General features: G+C 61.5%; 14 protein-coding genes. 6 read left to right on the top strand and 8 right to left on the bottom strand.

Features of this window, described 5'->3' with window-relative positions; genetic code table 11:
- Window position 1 precedes the first annotated feature (1 nt).
- The 5 genes from AC1Q67_RS16680 to AC1Q67_RS16660 form a co-directional block, all read right to left on the bottom strand.
- The gene (locus tag AC1Q67_RS16680) at window positions 2-754 is read right to left on the bottom strand and encodes an energy transducer TonB family protein (protein WP_492236417.1); all 753 of its coding nucleotides are present in this window, start codon (window positions 752-754) and stop codon (window positions 2-4) included.
- A 20-nt stretch (window positions 755-774) separates the two neighbouring features.
- Window positions 775-1,203 carry a TonB system transport protein ExbD gene (gene exbD / locus AC1Q67_RS16675; RefSeq protein WP_492236416.1) on the bottom strand — a complete coding sequence of 143 codons (429 nt, stop codon included), beginning with the start codon at window positions 1,201-1,203 and terminating at the stop codon, window positions 775-777.
- A gap of 3 nt (window positions 1,204-1,206) precedes the next feature.
- Entirely contained in the window at window positions 1,207-2,148 is a 942-nt protein-coding gene (exbB, locus tag AC1Q67_RS16670; RefSeq protein ID WP_029659518.1) for a tonB-system energizer ExbB, read from the bottom strand.
- Window positions 2,149-2,402: 254 nt separating this feature from the next.
- On the bottom strand, window positions 2,403-4,514 hold the full coding sequence (locus AC1Q67_RS16665; protein WP_492236415.1) for a TonB-dependent receptor: 2,112 nt from the start codon (window positions 4,512-4,514) through the stop codon (window positions 2,403-2,405).
- Window positions 4,515-4,708: 194 nt separating this feature from the next.
- On the bottom strand, window positions 4,709-5,881 hold the full coding sequence (locus tag AC1Q67_RS16660; protein ID WP_492236414.1) for a PepSY-associated TM helix domain-containing protein: 1,173 nt from the start codon (window positions 5,879-5,881) through the stop codon (window positions 4,709-4,711).
- Window positions 5,882-6,118: 237 nt separating this feature from the next.
- On the opposite strand from AC1Q67_RS16660, the gene AC1Q67_RS16655 reads away from it, so the two are divergent.
- Window positions 6,119-8,455 (top strand): TonB-dependent receptor, encoded by a 2,337-nt coding sequence (locus AC1Q67_RS16655; protein ID WP_492236413.1) that lies wholly within the window; start codon window positions 6,119-6,121, stop codon window positions 8,453-8,455.
- Window positions 8,456-8,593: 138 nt separating this feature from the next.
- The gene (locus tag AC1Q67_RS16650; protein ID WP_492236412.1) at window positions 8,594-9,274 is read left to right on the top strand and encodes a Fe2+-dependent dioxygenase; all 681 of its coding nucleotides are present in this window, start codon (window positions 8,594-8,596) and stop codon (window positions 9,272-9,274) included.
- Between the two features lie 156 nt (window positions 9,275-9,430).
- Here the strand turns inward: AC1Q67_RS16650 and atzF are convergent, their stop codons facing one another.
- The 3 genes from atzF to AC1Q67_RS16635 are packed head-to-tail and all read right to left on the bottom strand — an operon-like array spanning window position 9,431 to window position 13,559.
- Window positions 9,431-11,233, bottom strand: coding sequence for an allophanate hydrolase (gene atzF, locus AC1Q67_RS16645; protein WP_492236411.1), 1,803 nt, complete (start codon window positions 11,231-11,233; stop codon window positions 9,431-9,433).
- 31 nt (window positions 11,234-11,264) lie between these two features.
- Window positions 11,265-12,851 carry a regulator gene (locus AC1Q67_RS16640; protein ID WP_492236410.1) on the bottom strand — a complete coding sequence of 529 codons (1,587 nt, stop codon included), beginning with the start codon at window positions 12,849-12,851 and terminating at the stop codon, window positions 11,265-11,267.
- A gap of 9 nt (window positions 12,852-12,860) precedes the next feature.
- On the bottom strand, window positions 12,861-13,559 hold the full coding sequence (locus AC1Q67_RS16635) for a cysteine hydrolase family protein (protein ID WP_492236409.1): 699 nt from the start codon (window positions 13,557-13,559) through the stop codon (window positions 12,861-12,863).
- A 384-nt stretch (window positions 13,560-13,943) separates the two neighbouring features.
- On the opposite strand from AC1Q67_RS16635, the gene AC1Q67_RS16630 reads away from it, so the two are divergent.
- The 4 genes from AC1Q67_RS16630 to AC1Q67_RS16615 all read left to right on the top strand — a co-directional run bounded on the left by AC1Q67_RS16630 (window position 13,944) and on the right by AC1Q67_RS16615 (window position 19,253).
- Window positions 13,944-15,803: a feruloyl-CoA synthase gene (locus tag AC1Q67_RS16630; protein WP_492236408.1), complete on the top strand. Its 1,860-nt coding sequence runs from the start codon at window positions 13,944-13,946 to the stop codon at window positions 15,801-15,803.
- Window positions 15,804-15,884: 81 nt separating this feature from the next.
- Entirely contained in the window at window positions 15,885-17,084 is a 1,200-nt protein-coding gene (locus AC1Q67_RS16625; protein WP_492236407.1) for an ABC transporter substrate-binding protein, read from the top strand.
- Window positions 17,085-17,304: 220 nt separating this feature from the next.
- Window positions 17,305-18,177: a branched-chain amino acid ABC transporter permease gene (locus AC1Q67_RS16620; protein ID WP_492236406.1), complete on the top strand. Its 873-nt coding sequence runs from the start codon at window positions 17,305-17,307 to the stop codon at window positions 18,175-18,177.
- A 5-nt stretch (window positions 18,178-18,182) separates the two neighbouring features.
- On the top strand, window positions 18,183-19,253 hold the full coding sequence (locus AC1Q67_RS16615; protein ID WP_492236405.1) for a branched-chain amino acid ABC transporter permease: 1,071 nt from the start codon (window positions 18,183-18,185) through the stop codon (window positions 19,251-19,253).

Below are 19,253 nucleotides of genomic sequence, written 5' to 3'. Positions count from 1 at the left end.
ATCAGCGCATGAAGAATCGCACCGGCACAGTGAAGCTTGCGGAGCTTTGGGTCATTTCAGGCGGGAACGACGGCAGCGGCTGGGCCCGGCGGATCATGGCCATGGTTTCTGCATCCAGCGCCGCAGAGCCCGATGATTTGGCAAGCCGCGCGCTGAGCACACCGCCAGTGCGGCTGACGGTGAAACTCAGCATCGCGACGCCTTGTTCGCCGGCCGCCCTCGCGCCGGAAGGATACTGCTTGTAGCGCTGCAGATGCGCCGAAAGGATGCCGTTATAGCTCGCGCGCGCGGCCTGCGCGGCGCGCGGCGTTGCCGTGGTCTGCGGCGCAGGATTTTCGGTCGGCTTCTTGGGCTTCTCGACAACGGGCTTGGGCTTTTTCTTCACCGGCTCCGGTGCGGGTTTCGGCTTCTCCGGAGGCGCGACGATTTCAGCCTTTTCCTGCAGCGGGGTCGGCGGAATCTGCTCTTCGACGACCTCCGGCTGCTTTTCCGGCTCCGGCGCAGGAGGTTCGGCTTCCTGCATCTGCGGACCCGGCGCGATGTCCTGCTGCACCGGCTCTGGCGTTTGCGGCGCGGATTCCAGATCGAGCATGATCGGCTCGGACGCCGTACCGATCGCATCGGGTGTCGATGGTGTGTACAGGATAAATCCCGCGACCAGCGCGACATGCGTCGCCACCACCAGCGCCGCCGCGAGACCCCAGCGGCGGACATCGGAAATGTCGGGTGGTCCGTGCAGGACGAGTGTGTTCATTGCAGCGTGGCTCTCTGCCGTTAGTTTCTTGCGTCGAGCCCGACGAGCGCCACCTTGAGGTAGCCCGCGTTGCGCAGCAGGTTCATTACGTCCATCAGGTCGCCGTAAGGAACGCTCTTGTCGGCGCGCAGATAGACAGGATCGGATTTCTTGCCGCTGGTGGCGGTGTCAAGCGCGCCGATCAGTGTGGTGCGCGGAACGATATCCTCGCCGACCGCGACCGAGAGATCGGGCTTCACGGTGATGAAGACCGGCTTGTCGGGCCGTGGTGGCGGTGTCGCCGTCGAGGCGGGGAGTTCGACTCCGAGATCGACAGTTGCCAGCGGCGCGGCAACCATGAAGATGATGAGAAGCACCAGCATCACGTCGATGAACGGCGTGACGTTGATTTCGTGGGTCTCGGACAGATCGTCATCTGCCCCGACTTTTCCACCCAGACGCGCTCCCATGACTTACTCCGCAGCGCGCGCGATGCGCAGTGAGCGGCGGCCCTGGTCGCGGCTGATGAGCAGCATGACCTGCGCGGTGGCGTCGCCGAGCAGCGCGCGATAGGCGGTAATCATGCGGACAAGGTGATTGTAGATCACGACCGCAGGGATGGCAGCGATCAGGCCCATCGCTGTGGCAAGCAGCGCTTCGGCAATGCCGGGTGCGACAACCGCGAGGTTGGTGGTGTGGGCTTCGGAAATGCCGATGAACGAATTCATGATGCCCCATACCGTGCCGAACAGGCCGACGAATGGTGCGGTTGCGCCGATGGTGGCGAGCATGCCGGTGCCGCGCGAAATCCGCCGCGACATCGCCGCCTCGACGCGGCTGAGCCGCAGTTCAACGCGCTCCTTGAAGCCTTCGTCGTTGACGGTATCCGACAGCTCCGCTTCCGCCGCGGCAGATTGCACCAGCCGGGATACGGCGTCCTTGCCGCTGCGGGCGTCACGCTCGGCTTCGGCCAGCGAGATGTCGTTGGCGAGAACCTTGATGCGTTTCTTCGCACGCCGAGTTTCATGACGCAGTTCAAGAAGTTTTGCGACGCAGATCGTCCAGGTGATGAGCGACGCGATTGCAAGGCCGATCATGACGAGTTTGACGACGATATCCGCACCCATGAACATGCCCCACGGGGACAGATTGTGCGGCAGGGCTGGATTTTTCGCGGTCTGGCCAACGACGGCGGGCTGCGACGCGGGGGTCTGAGCAGCAGGCGCCGGGGTCGCCGGTGCAGCGGCCACCGGAGCAGTTGGCGCAGCCGGCTGCGCGACGGGGGCTTGCGCAGCTGGCGTTTGTGCCGATGGCGTGGGCGAAGCGGGGGTTTGTGCAAAAGCCTGCGCAATCATCAACGAAGTTGCGGCGGCGAGCAGGACCAGAGATCCGGCAGCCTTCCTGGGGTTGGTCATATGCTCTCCGCTTCTTTCAAATCGCGTTTGCTGCCGACATCGGATGAACGTCGGGTTGATCGCTGTTTCGCAGTTTTCGCCGTCGTGCAGTTTTGGTCCAAAGCTCTCGTCGATGAACCCGCAGCGAGGCGCTGCGGCCATAGCCGTTTGACGGGAGGCGAGTTTCATTTTCAGAATAATGCACTGCGATGCCCTTGTCGCCACCAGGGACCTAGATTTTGCCGAAACTGGAACGATTCCAGATTGATCGGCCCTCAGAATTTCACATTCGTGAACAGCCGCACGCCGAGCCCGGGCTGCAAAACCTCTGCCTTCTTGAACGAAATATGGTTCCGAATCTGCTCATTAAGCAGGTTGTCGCCGGCCAGGCCGATGACCAGTTCGCGCGGCCCGCTATCGGTCCTGCTGAACGTATGCGTGTAGCTCACCTCTGCCTTGAGCAGATTGTAACCGTCGGTCGGGGTTTCGTTCACTGCCACGTCGTTCTGCGCGAAGGCGTGCAGCAGCCCCACCCGCGCGTACCATTCGGCGTTGCGCCACCACACGCCGCCGCCGAGCCGCATCGGTGCGATGCGCGGCACGTTGGTTCCATCGGTGAAGGTCGCGCGGACGATGTCGTACTGGCCGTCGACGCCAAACACGCCATTACCGAGCGGTGTCACATCAAGCTGGGCTGCGACTTCGGCGCCCCGGAAAACTGCATCGCGCTGGCCATAGGCCACCTGCGTCAGCGGCCCGGCGGCGCCGCAACTCGCAAAGGTGTCGGTGCAGAAATTGCCGGTCACCTGCTTGAAGATGAAGTCTTTGTAGAAGGTGTAGTAGATGCTGGTCTCGAACCGCAGTTGCCCCTTCGCGCGCTTGAGTCCGATCTCGGCAGTTTGCGCGGTTTCAATCTTGAGGTTCGGATTTCCGATCACGAACGTTCCTGACGCGCCATCCGAGCCGCGGGAGAACAGTTCGGGCGCTGCGGGCGCGCGCTGGACATATTGAGCGTTGAGTGTTGCCACCATGTCCCATGGCAGGTCCTTCAGCACGCCGAGGCTGGTGCTTTTCGGTGTGAAGGTGCGCCGCGCAGGTTCTTCCGAGAACGTGTCGGGAGGAGGAAGAAAATCCGCCGGGAAGGTCGGCGCCAGTCCCTTGACAATATGATTTTCAATGCGGCCCGCGGCCTGCATGCGCAGTGTGTCGGTGAACCTGATCTGCTCGAATGCGAAGACCGCTGCGGTGTTTGTATTTGTTTGGGCCAGAAGGCCGCCGAGGCTGCCGTCGGTGCCGAGTTCGCGATGACCGAACTGCGCGCCCCACGTTCCGGTGAGTGCGCCGATGCCGGTCGCAACCGCCGCATGGTCGAACTCGAAGCGGCCTTCCAGTTCACGGTTCTTGATGACGTTTTTCAAGGCGTCGACGCCGTTGGCGTCGAGACCGAGTTCATTGTGCTTGTAGTTGCTGGCGCCGAAGGTGAATCGAAATGCATCGATGCCGTCGACCGGCGCGCGCCATTCACCCTTGCTGGTCCATTTTGTCTGTTCCATGTCGATGCGAGAATTCTGCTGCGCATCGGCCACGCCGGGGATGTGATAGAGGCTGGTGATGTGCTGGATCGCGGTGCCGATATAGCCGCCGTCGAAAATGTAGGAACCGCCGACGGCTTGCCCTTCCGTATTCAGTCGCGTGTTGGCCTGCACGCCGCCGGGAATCCGGTAATCGCCCGCGCGTCGGCCGTAAGCATCGGCATGGATGGCTACATTGCTGCCGCTGGCATCGAGGCTGACCGCGCCGTCGAGCCCGTTATCGACTGACGATGCGCCGCCCTTGAAGCGTGCGCTGAAGCCGTCCTCCACCAGCTTTTCCGGAATGCGGTTGTTGGTGGCGCTCACCACACCGCCGATCGCCTGTGAGCCGTAGCGCAGCGTAGCGGGTCCGCGGATCACCTCGACCTTGTCGGCGGCGAGCGGATCGACCGGAACCACGTGATCCTGACTGAAGTCGGAGGCGTCCTGGGTGCCGATGCCGTTTTCCTGCACGCGCACGCGATAATCATCGAGGCCCCGGATGTTCGGGCGGCTTGCGCCCGGCGCGAACGTCGATGCCGAAACTCCCGGCAAGCCGGAAAGAAGATCGGCGAGCGAGGCAGCATTGCTGCGCTGGATTTCGCGACCGGTGATAGCGGTGGCTGACTGATAAGTATTGTCGATGACGTTGACTGGTCCGCGCTGCAAGCCGTCGTCAGATGTGTTTCCGGTGGGGGCTGGTGCCGATACCGCGATTTCGGGCAGCACCTCTTGGGCCAGACTGCTGCCAACATCCGCGGCTGTGACCGACACGCAGGCCATGCCCGCCGCAGAAACCCATGATTTCAAACGCATTTTTACCCCACGCAACGCCCTTCGCGGGAAGTTGATAATGCAAATGCGAACTATTCGCAATAAGAGATTTGCGATTGATTCTCAATAAGCGACTGCGCTGGATATCTGGAAAAGGGGCATGCGACGGCAACGCGCCGCAGACGCGTAAGCGCGTTCCGCTGCGGGTGAAACCGATATCGCTCGAATGGTTGTGATTACTCCGCGGGTGCGGCGCGTCCGACGGACTGCGGCGGAGTCTTCGCCGTCGTCTGCGGGCCACCTTTCTTGATCAGCGCGCGCTGACGGCGCTGGCGGAGCCAGATCAGGATGCCGGTGACGCCGAGCACCGCAGGCATGATGCCGCTCAGGAATACGACAAAGCGCCAGATTTCTCCGGAGTGGCTGCCTTCATGCAGCCAGCGGATCCATGATGCAGTCCGGTCTCCCGACAGTGGCTGGACGACACTGACATCGCCGCTGCGGTCGTTGATCAGGATCGTCACGGGCTCTGTCTTGCCGTCTTCACGCAGCCGGACGCGCCATGCACCGGTCTGCGGGTTCGGGTAGGAGATCGCATCGACCGCTGAATTCGGCCGCGCGGATGCGGTGGCGAAAATCTCGGCTGGCGAACGCGCGGTGTTGGCCATCACCTGAGCGCGCGGTCCGCCGCGCTGCTGCTCCGTCATCGGCGCGACCGACGACAGGAGTTCTCGTCCCTGTTGCGGCCAGGCCAGATAGATTCCGGTCAGCGAGATCAGCGTCAGCGGAAAACAGATCCAGAAGCCGGTCATGTAATGCAGGTTGGACGATGTGGCGGGGCTGCGCCGCCACACGAAAGCACGCGACCATTGACCATGCCGCGGCCACCAGAGGTAAAGACCGGTGAGCGACAGCGTCAGCATCGCTACGCCGGTCCATCCGACGATGCTGCGCCCGTAGTCGGGGATCGTCAGGTTCTCATGAAACACGTGCATGAAGCCGAAAAACGTCTGGCGGAAATCGACAATGCTGAGAACGCGCGCATCGTGGCGGTCGATGGTCGCGGTGAGGCGCACAGGGCGTTCGCCCTTCGCCGCGGGGCCGCGCAATGCGATCGTCAGCGGAACCCGGTTATCTTCGGGGAAGCTGATGGACATCGGCGTGAAGCCGTCACCCGCCGCCTTGCGGGCATTTGCGATGGCAAGCGTGAGGTCCGTCGGTTTCGATGGCACCACTGCGCCGCGCGGCGTGCTCAGATATTCACCGATGTCGTCGTGATAGACGAGAACCGCACCCGACAGCGCGACCGGCACGAGCAGAATGAATAGACCAATGCCGAGCCACAGATGGATATTGCGCCAGAGCCGCTTCAGCGATCCGCGCCGGTGATTTGAAATTGTGCTCGGCATTTAAATTGTTTCTAATTTCTGCTCTAGAGAGATTCTAGGGAAGCGCTTTGGGAATACGCGCGCTCCAGTTCTTCTAGTCACACAGCGCATATCGCCGCAATTGCCTAACGCGCTGGTTTTCGCAGTTTGCAGAGGTTCTAAGTTCAAAGGGTTGCCCTGTTCGCCTGCATTTTCCAAAAGCTGCCCTGAATTCGCCGTTCTGATGAACGCGCGGCAGATTGAGTTGCGGGGCAAGCGATGCGGAACAGATTCAACAGGGTTATCAAGTCAAAGAAGAAGAGTCAGAAGGGCGATACCGTCGCCGCCGCGCCGCAGGTTAACGCCGCATCGCCGTCATCGTCCCCCTTCATCCGCTCGTCGGTGCGTAAACCCGGCACCGCGATGCTTGGCCTTGCGTCGGTGATGATGGCGACCAACGCGATGGCGCAGGAAACGCTTCCAACCATCGACGTGCAGGAAACCGGCGGCAATGGTAGCGGTTATCAGGCTCCGGCAACATCCCAGCTTTCGCGCATGCCGGTTCCGCTGCGCGATACACCGCAGACAGTTAACGTCGTGACCCAGCAGGTGATGCAGGATCAGGCTTCAACCTCGGTGCAGGACGCGTTGCGCAACGTGCCGGGTATCACCTTCACGGCTGGTGAAGGCGGCGTCCAAGGCGATCAGATCAACATTCGTGGTTATACCGCACGTAACGATATCTACCGCGACGGCATTCGCGATCCAGGCTGGTATGCACGCGATGCCTTCAGCTTCGATCGGGTCGAGGTTTACAAGGGGCCGTCGTCGTTCGTGTTCGGTCGTGGTTCGACCGGCGGCGCAATCAACATCGTGTCCAAGCTGCCGCAGAATCGTGACTTTGCCGTCATCGAAGGAACGGGTACGTCGGCAGCCGGTGGCCGCGCCACCGTCGATGTGAACAAGACTTTCGGTGACATCGCGGTGCGACTCGCTGCACTTGGCTATGATACCGACATTGCAGGCCGCGACGCCGCGCATATCAGACGCTATGGCTTCGCGCCGTCGATCTCGTATCAGATCACCAACCAGACCAAGAACACGTTCAGTTATATTTACCAGAATGACGACAACATCGCGGATCGCGGCATTCCGATGCTGCCCGGCTCCTATTTCGGAACGTCGTACAGACAGCCCGCGCCGGTGCCGCGCAACACCTACTTTGGCGTGTTGACGCCGGGTCAGAACGACATCGAGCAGACTCAGGCCCATAACCTCATGAACAAGTTCGAGCATGAGTTTGCTCCGGGACTGAAGTTCACGAACACGACCGGCTTTTCCTACGTCGATCGCTTCAACCGGACGCGGCCGGTGCAGATCGCTGCAAATGGATCGAACCTGTTCCCCACGCCGTCCGGCGGTGTTGCCTACGGCACCAATCTTCCGCCCGGCACGCCTTTGAGCGACATCTGGATCGCGAATACCAATCACTTTCAGAACCAGACCACCAACCAGCTTGTCAGTAACGTCAGTGACCTGAATGCCAAGTTCAACACGGGCATACTGGAGCACAATGTGCTGGTCGGCATGGAAGTCAGCCGCGAGGATCGCGACCAGTATCGCACAAACTTCACCGATACCTATCGGATCAATGTCGCCAATCCAAATCCCTATGTGACGGGGACATTGTCTCCAACCACCGCGGCGACGATATCTTCGTCGAACACGATTGGTGTTTACGCGCAGGATCAGATCAAGATCACCAAATGGCTTGAACTTCTCGGCGGCGTTCGGTTTGATAATTATACGGCAAGCGCCCAGACCTACAGTTTCAATCGGTTCACCGGTGGTCCTGCGACGCCCGCAGTCACGCCGACCAATCTCAATGCCACCAACAATTTTACGACCTACCGCGCCGGCGTTGTGGTTCACCCGACCGAGAATTCGAGCGTGTACTACATGCACGGAACGTCGGCTAACCCGCCGGCGGAATTCACCACCATTACCAACGGTCAGCAATCGCTCGCTCCGGTCCTGTCGGAAACCGACGAGGTTGGCGTCAAGATTGGCTTGCTGAACAATCGTCTTGATGTGAACGCGGCGATTTTCCGCACCCAGAAAAAGAACGATTACGAAAACAGGGGCACCACAGCCGCGCCTGACTATGTCGCGATCGGTGATTCTCAGGTCGAGGGTTTCGAGATTGGAGCGCAGGGCAGGCTGACGAACGAGTGGGCCATCTACGGCGGCTACACCTATCTGAAGTCCAAGTTGACGAATTCTCTGACCCCGACGAATATCGGTCACGAGCTCGCCAATACGCCGCAGAGTTCGTTCTCGATCTGGTCGACATACGACATCACGCCACTGCTCACGGTCGGCGGTGGCGCTGTCTTCCTCGATTCGCGCTGGACCAGCGTGACCAACGACGGGCGCGTTCCAAGCTACTGGCGATTCGACGCGATGGCGGCCTACAAGGTGACAAAGAATTTCACCATGCAGCTCAACATCTACAACATCGCGAATGAGTATTACTACGACACGCTGGCCGGTGCGGGTTATGCAGTGCCCGGCCAGGGCCGATATGTCGCGCTGACGGGGCGTGCTTCGTTCTGAGCGCGATCCGGCGAGGCTACCAATCCGGCCGCCCTTCGGGCGGCCGTTTGTTTTCCGAACAGCAGGTCTCCATGAATGGGGCTTGGACGAAACGTGTTTCGGCGTTAACGAAGTCGCGTCAATGAAGGAGCCGACGCCATGATGCTGCACATCCCCAATGTGCTGACGCCCGAGCAGGTCGCGCGCTGCAAGGAGGTCATGACCAAGGCCGCGTGGGTCGACGGCAACATCACCGCCGGTCACCAGTCCGGCAAGGTCAAGTTCAACCTGCAACTGCCGGAGCAGTCAGCCGAGGCGCGGGATCTCGGCGACATGGTGCGCGGCGCGCTGCTGCGCAATCCGCTGTTCATGTCGGCGGTGCTGCCGCTGCAGGTCTTTCCTCCGTTGTTCAACCGTTACGATGCAGGCATGACCTTCGGCTCGCATATCGACAATGCGATCCGCACCCATTCGCAGCAGCCGGTGCGGATTCGGACCGACGTATCGACCACCCTGTTCATTTCGTCGCCTGAGGATTACGACGGCGGTGAGCTCGTCGTCGAAGACACCTACGGCAGCCACAGCGTCAAGCTTCCGGCAGGCGATGCCATCATCTATCCCGCGACCAGCGTCCATCATGTGACGCCGATCACGCGCGGCTCACGCATCGCCTCATTTTTCTGGACTCAGAGCATGATCCGCGACGTCAGCCATCGCGCGATGCTGTTCGATCTGGACATGGCGATTATCCGGCTGAATCAGGATGTGCCCAATCATCCGTCGCTGGTTTCACTGACGGGCTTCTATCACAACATGCTTCGCCAATGGGCGGAGATGTAGGGCGTGGTTTCCCGTTCATCGTCATTGCGAGCGAAGCGAAGCAATCCAGCTTTGAACAAGCAAGGACTGGATTGCTTCGTCGCAAGTGCTCCTCGCAATGACGAGATAGGATCGCTGCGTTCGCTGGTCGTGTTGGCGCTCTGACTTCGACGCGGCCTACGCCGACTTCGCCTGCGCGGCGATGAAGGCACGCCAGCCGCCGAACGATGTGATGTCCCGTGCGCCTTCGGTTGCGTTGGCCTCGACCAGAAAGCCTTTGACGCCGGAGCCGTCGGCAAGACGCACGGTGCCGATCGACAGCGGCGAGGGGATCGCGGCGACGAATGCGCCGAATGCCTTTGTCGGCAGCGCCCACACTTCGACAGCGATGGCGGAGCCGGTGCCGGCATCGACCCGCAGCATTCCCGGTTTGGGCGGCGCCGTGCCCTTCAGCGCGTAGAGCCTGTAGTCCGGTGTGGTCGATGTTGCCTCAAGCAGGCGTCCGCCGAGCGACAGCAGTTCGTGATTCAGCGCCATGCCGGACAGATGCGCGCCGACTGCAACGATGGCCACTTCATCCTTGCCGGGCTGCTTTGCGGCCGGCGCGAGCGGCGGTTGAGTGACACCCTTCGCACCGGCTTTAAGCTTCGTGTCGGCGTGAAACACGCGTCCGATGCTGGCGAGCTTGGCGTCCTGCCCCGCAGGCGCGAGCAGGGTGATGCCGAACGGAATGCCGTCGGCGCGCATCGCCGCAGGCACCGCGAGGCCGCACATATCGAGCAGATTGACGAAATTGGTATAGGTGCCGTTGCGGCTGTTGAGTTCGATCGGGTTCGCCAGCACGTCATCGACCGTATAGGCGGTCGGTGCAGTCGGCAGCACCATCGCGTCGATACTCTCGAAGGTCTTGCGACTGATCTGCCGCATCGCCTCGAGCTTGTAGAGCGCCGCGAACGTATCGGCGGCGGTGATTTTCTCGGCCTTGAGCGTAATCTCGCGAGTGACCGGATGCACAGCGTCGGGATCTTTTGCGAGCAGATCGCGGATCACAAGATAACGCTCCGCCACCCACGGGCCGTCATAGAGCAGCCGCGCGGTCTCATAGAATGGCGCGAGGTCGAACTCGACAGGCACCGCGCCGAGCGCGATCAGTCGTCCGACCGCAGCGTCGTAACTTTCCTCCGAGATGGCGTCCCCGAAGAATTTCAACTGGCCCTTGCGCGGAATACCGATCCGGATGCTGGGTGGAAAACCCGTCACCGGGCCGACAAAGCGGTCGCGCGAATAGGGATCGGCTTCGTCATATCCGGCCATGACGTTGAGCGCGATCATGGCGTCATCGACGTTGAGAGAGAAAATCGACACGCAATCCAGCGTGCGGCAGGCTGGCAGCACGCCGAAGGTCGACATCAGGCCGAGCGATGGCTTGAGGCCAACGATATTGTTGAGCATCGCGGGCACGCGGCCGGAGCCCGCAGTGTCGGTGCCAAGCGACAGCGGCACGAGACCGGCCGAGACGGCGACCGCCGAGCCTGAACTCGATCCGCCGGGGACGAGATCGCCATTCACCGGATTTTTCGGAATGCCATAAGGCGAGCGCACGCCGACAAGTCCTGTCGCGAACTGATCGAGGTTGGTCTTGCCGATCACGATGGCGCCTGCAGCGCGCAATCGCGCCACGGTGTTGGCGTCTTGTGCCGGCTTGTATGAAAACGCCGGGCAGGCGGCGGTGGTCGGAAGGCCCGCGACGTCAATGTTATCCTTCACCGCAACCGGAACGCCATAGAGCGGCAGCGAGATGTCACCTTTGGCGGACAGTGCTTCGGCTTCGGCAATCGCCTCGGCTTCATCGCGCAGGCTGATGAAAATAGCGGGATCGCCATGGTCGCGAATGCGCCGGAAGCTGCGCGCAACGGTCTTGGCAGGTGATGATGTTCGCGCGCGGTGCGCGGCAACGATCTCGGCAACAGTCTCGGTCACAAATCGCTTCCTGTCATTTTGTTGATTGATCTTATTCCGCAGGCACGACGGCAGGTCTCGGCATCGCTGCCATGGCTGCGCCGGATCTGGCGTAAGCGAAGAAACCCGCCGCGACCAGAGCGTAGGCCAGCGCCACGCCGGGTGTCACGGCGATGCCGACGGCGGGGCCATGCATGAAGCCGAAGAATGTCAGCACGGCACCGGCGGCGGCAAATGCGGAGGCTTTGACGAAATCGCGTTCGATCACGAACACAGCCATCGCCGCCAGCACCAGCCCTGAGAGGATCGAGCCTTCGCCGAGGATTTCGAGGCCGTGATAGAGCACGCCGGTCGCGCCGAGCTTGTCGATGCCGAGGGCTGCGGCGCTGGTGCCCGCTGCTGTGAGCGCGCCGTCCACGAGGGTCTTGCCCCATGCGGCCAGATGCGGCGTCAGCGCGAGCACAACGGCCGGTGCATGGCTGGCGGGCGTCGCCTGGAACGCCTGCGCGCCGACCAGCATGCCGATGTAAAGCAGGATCGGCAGGATCGCGACGACAGGCACCAGATTGAGCAGCAGCGAGATCACGCCCAGCCACGCCAGCACAATCACCATTGCACCGGTCGCGGCGGAATAGCCGATGCGCCCGCCCATCGCCTTCCAGCCGGGATGGCCGATGTACACCGCGTTGATGAACGGATTGCCCATCAACGCGCCGATCAGACTGACGACGCCATCAGCGGTCAGCACGCGTGTCGTGGGGTAGTGATCCCCGGCGGCTTCCGCGCTTTCCACATTGTCCATCGCCTCGACGAGGTCATAGACGCCGAACGGAATCGCGGTGACGAGAATGATGCCGATGAATTCAAATCCGGAGAACACGTGGCCGATGGCGGGGATCGGCAGCGAGAAGCCGACATTGCCGAATGCCGCACCCAGCTTGGCCAAGCTCATGCCGCCGATGTTGAGGCCGAAGAGGTTCGAGCCCCATGCGATTACGGTGCCGACGAAGATGGCGACAAGGCCGGCCGGAATGTTCTTCGGATATTTCACGCCGCCGAACCAGCTTGCGAGGATCACGGCGAAACATGTGAGGCCGATCACGGGCGTCATGAACATCTCGAACGCGGGGCGCATCGAGATGAACGCGACCGATACGCCCGCCAGCGTGCCGAGCAGCGCCGCGCGCGGGGTGATGCGCTGAATCCAGGGCGCGATGAAGCCGCCGAGCATCAGGATGAAACTCTGGATGAACACCCAGGTCAGCCCGGCTTCCCACGCCTTGATCGGATCACCTGTCTTGAGAAGGATCGGCAGCATGATCACGAAGGTGACGATGAACATGTGCGGAACGCTGACGCCGGAGGGCAGCGCGCAGACGTCGCTGCGGCCGGTTTTCTGCGCGAGACGATAGGCCAGCCATGCGTAGTACATGGTGGAGAGAAACATCATCAGCCCGAGCGCGGGCAGGATGCGGCCGAACACCAGCGAATCCGGCATCTTCAGCACGAAGCGCAGGAGCGCCGTCAGCGTTAGCATGTTGACAAGGATGTTGGTGCCAAAGCCGAAGAAGGCGTTCCAGTCGCCGGGCGCCCACAGGATCGGTTTGCCGGAAGTCACAGCCGTGTCTGATGTGCTCATCGCGCGCCCCTATGCAATCATTTTCGATGGTTCGGAATTCAGTGCCGCTAAAACCTCTGACGATGAACTGACCCAGCCGAAGATGCCGCCCTGTGCCTTGATCATGCGCAGGCCCATCTCGTGAAATTCTGGGAAGTACGATGCGCAGCAATCGGCCAGCACGACGCAGCGGTAACCGCGGTCGTTGGCTTCGCGCACCGTGGTGTTGACGCAGACCTCAGTGGTGACACCGCACACCAGCAGTGTTTCGATGCCGCGCTGTTTCAGAGTATCGCCGAGGTCAGTTGCGTAGAACGCGCCCTTGCCAGGCTTGTCGATGACAATCTCGCCTTTGACGGGATAAAGAGCCTCCACAATGTCGTGCCCGGCTTCGCCGCGAATGAGAATGCGGCCCATCGGACCGGGGTCGCCGATGCGCAATGAAGGCGCGCCGCGCGCGATCTTGGCGGGTGGCGCGTCGGAGAGGTCGGGCAAATGACCTTCGCGTGTGTGGATGACAAGCAGCCCGGCTTCCCGAAACGCGTCGAGCACGAGGCCGCACGGTCTCACGGCGCTCGCAAGCTGCGAGACATCGTTGCCGAGGGTTTCGCCGAAACCGCCGGGTTCAAGAAAATCGCGCTGCATGTCGATGATGACGAGTGCGGTCTTCGCCCAGGTCACATCGACCGGCGTCGGCTCGGCTGCGAGCAAATTTTTCGTCGGTGGCATCAGCGTCGCCTTCGTTAATCCCCGTTAACGAAGCAAGCGGTGTGCCATTGTGTACAAAGCGCGCAGCGACCGTACGGATGCCCGATTGCCGATCCGAAACAACAGGTTGATGTCAGCCAGAGGGACTCTCCGGGCTGGGAAAATCCTGCGCGGCTTTGGTCCTAAGACTAAATTTTAGGCGGCATGCTGCCGCAGCCGCTAAGGCCGGACGGCAATTGACACGCTCTAAGCAATCTGCATTATATTGCATTAGTCGCCGAAGAGCGGCATCAGAGCTGCATTATTATTCTAAAACATGCAGTCGCGGAGGGGAAGGAAGCCAATGCCTGCGTTCGCAGTACCTGCGGCGGAAGAAATGTCGGCTGGCGCGCTCCGGGCGCTGCCATGACAGCGGTCGTCGCCCAACGCCAGGCCAGTGCGCAGGCGCTGTTCGCTGATCCGAATATTGTCGCCGAGCGCAAAGCCGATGGCAGCATCTGGCTGAAATCGGCGGCGCCGTTGCAGCCGTTCGCGCGCTGTGTCGGCGACTGGCTGGAGCAGTGGGCGCGCGACACGCCGGATACAGTTTTTCTTGCAGAGCGCGGCAGCGCCGACGCGGCGTGGACCAAGCTGACCTACCGCGAAACGCTGCGGCGGGTGCGCGCGGCGGGCGCCTGGATTCTGGCGCAGGACATGAGCGTGGAACGGCCGCTTGCGATCCTGTCCGACAACTCGATCGACCATGCCGTTTTCATGCTCGCGGCCATGCATGTCGGTGTGCCAGCGGCATCGGTGTCGCCGGCCTATTCGCTGGTGTCGAAGGATTTCGACAAGCTGAAAAGCATGATTGCGCTGCTCGATCCCGGCGCGGTCTATGTCTCCAGCGCGAAAATGTTTGCGCCCGCACTGAGTGCCATCGCACCGCTGCATACGGCGGTCGTCGTTGCCGGCGATCCCGAGGGATTTGACGGGGCGATTGCATTCTCGTCTCTGACAGCTGCAGCGGAAACGCCGGAGGTCGCGCGTGTCTTCGCTGCCGTTGGCCACGACACCATTGCAAAGTTTCTGTTCACCTCCGGTTCGACTGGAACGCCAAAGGCCGTCATCAATACCCAGCGCATGCTGACCTCAAATCAGGCGGCAAAGGCTCAAACCTGGCCGTTTCTCACCCAACCCGGCCTCACCACGCTCGACTGGCTGCCGTGGAGCCATACCTTCGGCGCCAATCACAACTTCAACTGCGTGCTGCGCAACGGCGGCACGCTGTACATCGACAGCGGCAAGCCGGCCCCGGGCCTTTTTGCGTTGTCGCTCGCCAATTTGCGCGATGTGATCCCGACCGTGTATTTCAATGTACCGCGTGGTTACGACATGCTGATCTCTGCGCTGCGCGAAGACGACGACCTGCGTCGCCGGTTCTTTTCGGAAGTGAAACTCCTGTTCTATGCCGCGGCGGCGTTGCCGCAAAACCTCTGGGAGGCACTGGAAGCGCTGTCGATCGCAACCGTTGGCCATGCGGTGCCAATAGTGTCCGCCTGGGGTTCGACCGAAACCGCACCGCTTGCCACGGACTGTCATTTTCAGGCGCAACGCTCTGGCAATATCGGCGTGCCGATCCCGGGCACGGAAATCAAGCTTGTGCCGACCGGCGACAAGCTGGAAGCGCGCGTGCGCGGCCCCAACGTGACGCCCGGGTACTGGAAAGCACCGGAGCAAACCGCAAAGGCGTTCGATGCCGACGGTTTTTACATGATGGGCGACGCGATGACACTCGCGGACGCCGCGCGACCTGAACTCGGATTGTTTTTCGATGGCCGCGTGGCCGAAGATTTCAAGCTCACGTCCGGCACGTGGGTTAGCGTCGGCGCATTGCGCATCGCCGGTATCGCCGCGCTGGCGCCGCTGGCGCAGGACATCGTGGTCACCGGTCATGACAGGCATGAGGTTCGTTTCCTGGTGTTTCCGAACATCCCGGTCTGCCGTGCACTGACGAAACTGCCGGACGCTGATGTTGCCGAAGTGCTGCGTTCGCCTGCCGTGCGCGAGGCGGTGGCGCAGGGGCTCGCACGCCTGAAGGCGAACGGCGGCGGTTCGTCGAGTTTTGCCACGCGCGCGTTGTTGCTGACGGATTTGCCGTCAGTCGACGGCGGCGAAATCACCGACAAGGGCTACATCAATCAGCGCGCGGTGCTGACGCGCCGCGCGGCGGACCTCAAGCGGCTCGACGATGACGAATCCGGCGACTGGATCGGATGTCCAGTCTGATGGACACAAGGTCGATCTTGAAACCGGCAGGCCATGCGTGCTGCAATCGGATTCAAACATAAAAACGGGAGGGAGACGCCAATGTCGAAGATCATGAAGGTGAGCCGCAGGGCACTGTTATCCGGTGCTGCGGGAGCCGCAACGCTTGCCGTGACGCCGCGCCTGTTCAGTCCCGCGATTGCGCAGAATGCACCGCTGAAGGTCGGCCTGATGCTGCCCTATACCGGCACGTTCGCGAAGCTCGGCCAGTTCATCGACAATGGTTTTGAGCTTTACTATCAGCAGAAAGGCCTCAAGCTCGGCGGCCGTGAGGTGCAGTTCATCAAGGTGGACGACGAATCCAAGCCCGAGGCGGCGACCGACAACATGAATCGCCTGGTCGGGCGCGAGAAGGTCGATGTCGTGGTCGGCACGGTGCATTCCGGTGTTGCCATGGCGATGGTGAAGGTGGCCCGCGATACCAAAACCATGCTCATCATTCCGAACGCCGGCGCCAACGACGCCACCGGCGCATTGTGCTCGCCGAACGTATTCCGCACCTCGTTCTCGAACTGGCAGACGACCTATCCCGCCGGCAAGGTGCTGGTCGACGCAGGCATCAAGAACGTCGTCACCATCACCTGGCGCTACACCGCCGGCGCGGAAATGATCAGTGCGTTCTCGGAGAACTTCACCAAATCCGGCGGCAAGATCGTCGAGGATCTGACGCTGCCGTTCCCTGAGGTGGAATTCCAGGCGTTGATTACGCGCATCGCCACCCTGAAGCCGGACGCGGTGTTCTCGTTCTTCGCCGGCGGCGGCGCGGTGAAGTTCGTCAAGGACTACGCGGCAGCTGGTCTCAACAAGACCATTCCGCTTTACGGTGCGGGCTTCCTCACCGACGGCACGATTCAGGCGCAGGGCGAAGCGGCCAACGGCATCAAGACCACGCTGCACTACGCGGACAATCTCGATAATCCGGCGAACCTCGCGTTCCTGAAAGCGTTCAAGGCCAAAACGGGTCTCGATGGCGATATCTATGCGGTGCAGGGCTACGACGCGGCGGCGTTGTTTGATATCGGCCTCACGGCGGTTGGCGGCGATGCCAAGGCGCAGGACAAGATGATCGCAGCGATGGGCGCGGCGAAGATCGATTCCCCGCGCGGGCCGCTGTCTTTCAACAAGGCGCATAACCCGATCCAGAACATCTATCTGCGCGAGGTGCGTAACGGCCGCAATGAACTGGTGTCGATTGCGCAAAGCGCGGTAGATGATCCGGCACGTGGCTGCAAGATGGCGTGAGGCGCGAGCGGGTCGGCGCACATAAAAGAGCCACCGGGCTCCTCTCCCGATGTCGTCCCCGCGAAGGCGGGGACCCATAACCACTATGTTTGATATTTCGCACAGAATCCCCATCAGCATGTTTGCGGGAGGCTCGGATTCAGGGAGTATGGGTCCCCGCCTTCGCGGGGACGACATCGTGTGTGTAGTTCATGCCGCTTTTTCTGACGGGACATATTAAATGGACCTCGTAACCCTCGGCGTTCAGCTTCTGAATGCCATTCAGTATGGGATGGTCCTGTTTCTGGTCGCCAGCGGCCTGACGCTGGTGTTCGGCATTCTCGGCGTCATCAATCTCGCCCACGGCGCGTTCTACATGCTGGGCGCTTATCTCGCCTACTGGATCGCGGCCTATACCGGCAGCTTCTGGGTCGCTCTTGTTGCCGGTGTCGCCATCGCCTTCGTCGTGGGGCTGTTGCTCGAGAACGTTTTCATCCGCAGGCTTTACGGCCGCGATCATTTGGCCCAGGTGCTGCTCTCGTTCGGTCTGATTCTTGTCATCGACGAAGTCAGGCAACTGCTGTTTGGCAAGGACGTGCATTCGGTGCTGCCGCCGGAAGGGCTTCGCGGAGCGATCCAGCTCACTGATAACCTGTCATACCCGGTTTATCGTCTCGCGATCTGTGGCTTCTGTCTGGTTGCGGCCGCCATCATCTATCTTGTCATTACGCGCACCAAAATCGGCATGATCGTGCGGGCGGGCGCTGAGAACCGCGAGATGACGCGCACCCTTGGGATCAACTTCGACACTGTGAATCGCTACGTCTTCGCGGTGGGCATCGCGCTGGCGGCACTCGGCGGCATCGTCGTCGCCCCGGTTTCGACCGTCTATCCCGGCATGGGCGACAGCATGCTTATCCTTTCGTTCGTTGTCGTCGTGCTCGGCGGCATCGGCTCGATTGGGGGCGCTGCGATTGGCGCGCTCCTGATCGGCCTCACCGACACGTTCGGAAAAGTGTTCTTCCCGAGCGTGTCCAGCGTCCTGATCTATTTGCTGATGGCGGCGGTGTTGCTGTGGCGCCCGAACGGCATTCTCGGCCGGCGGGAGGTATGATCCGCATGGACGAGAAAGTGCGACGCAATCCGCGTGTGTGGCTGTTGCCGGGTGCGCTGCTCGCGCTGGCGATCGCGCTGCCGTTCGTCGCGCCAACCTATTACGTTCAGTTCGTCAGCAAGGCGCTGATCATGGGCATCCTGGCGATGTCGCTCAATCTCGTGGTCGGCTACGGAGGTCTTGTGAGCCTGTGCCACGCTGCGTTCTTCGGCATCGCAGGCTATGTGCTGGCGCTGGCCTCCCCGAAATACGATCCAGTCTCGCTGTGGTGGACGCTGCCGCTTGCGGTGGTAGCTTCCGCGGGTGCTGCCGCGGTAATCGGTTCGCTGGCGCTGCGCACGCGTGGCATCTACTTCATCATGGTGACGCTGGCATTCGGAGAAATGCTGTTCTTCCTGTTTCATGACAGCAAGTTCGCTGGCGGCTCTGACGGCGCGTTTATCTATAACAAGCCGTCGATGATGCTCGGCAACATCACCCTGCTCGATCTCGAAAAGCCGCTGACCTACTATTTCGTTATCCTCGCTGTTCTGGTGGCGGTGATCGCGCTCCTGACCATGATCGTGCGTTCGCCGTTCGGTCACGCGCTGGCGGCGGCCCGCGACAATGAGCGCCGCGCCCGTGCGCTCGGCTTTCCGGTGTTTCGTGTGCGGCTAACGGCATTCGTGATCTCGGGCGCGATTGCCGGTGTCGCCGGATACTTCGCTGCGGCGCAGTTCGGCTTTGTCGCGCCGCAGATGCTGGGCTGGCATCTGTCGGCCACGGTGCTGGTGATGGTGCTGATCGGTGGCCAACGCTCGGTCGTGGGGCCTCTGGTTGGCGCGCTGGTTCTGATCGGGCTTGAGGAAGTTCTCAAGGCGACGACGGAACACTGGAAGCTCGCCGAAGGACTGATCGTCATTCTGATCGTATTGGTGCTGCCCAACGGCGTGCGCGATGTGCTGAGGATGGTGCTACCGGAAAAGGAAGCATCTCCCGTCATTGCGAGGAGCGCAGCGACGAAGCAATCCAGCCCCATGTCAGATGTTTCTGGATTGCTTCGCTCCGCTCGCAATGACGACAAAGTGGGAGGCTGA

This window comes from Afipia sp. GW823-FHT06G09 (assembly GCF_058794875.1).
The sequence above is the reverse complement of the archived record's forward strand: the minus strand, read 5'-3'. Positions and strand labels throughout refer to the sequence as shown.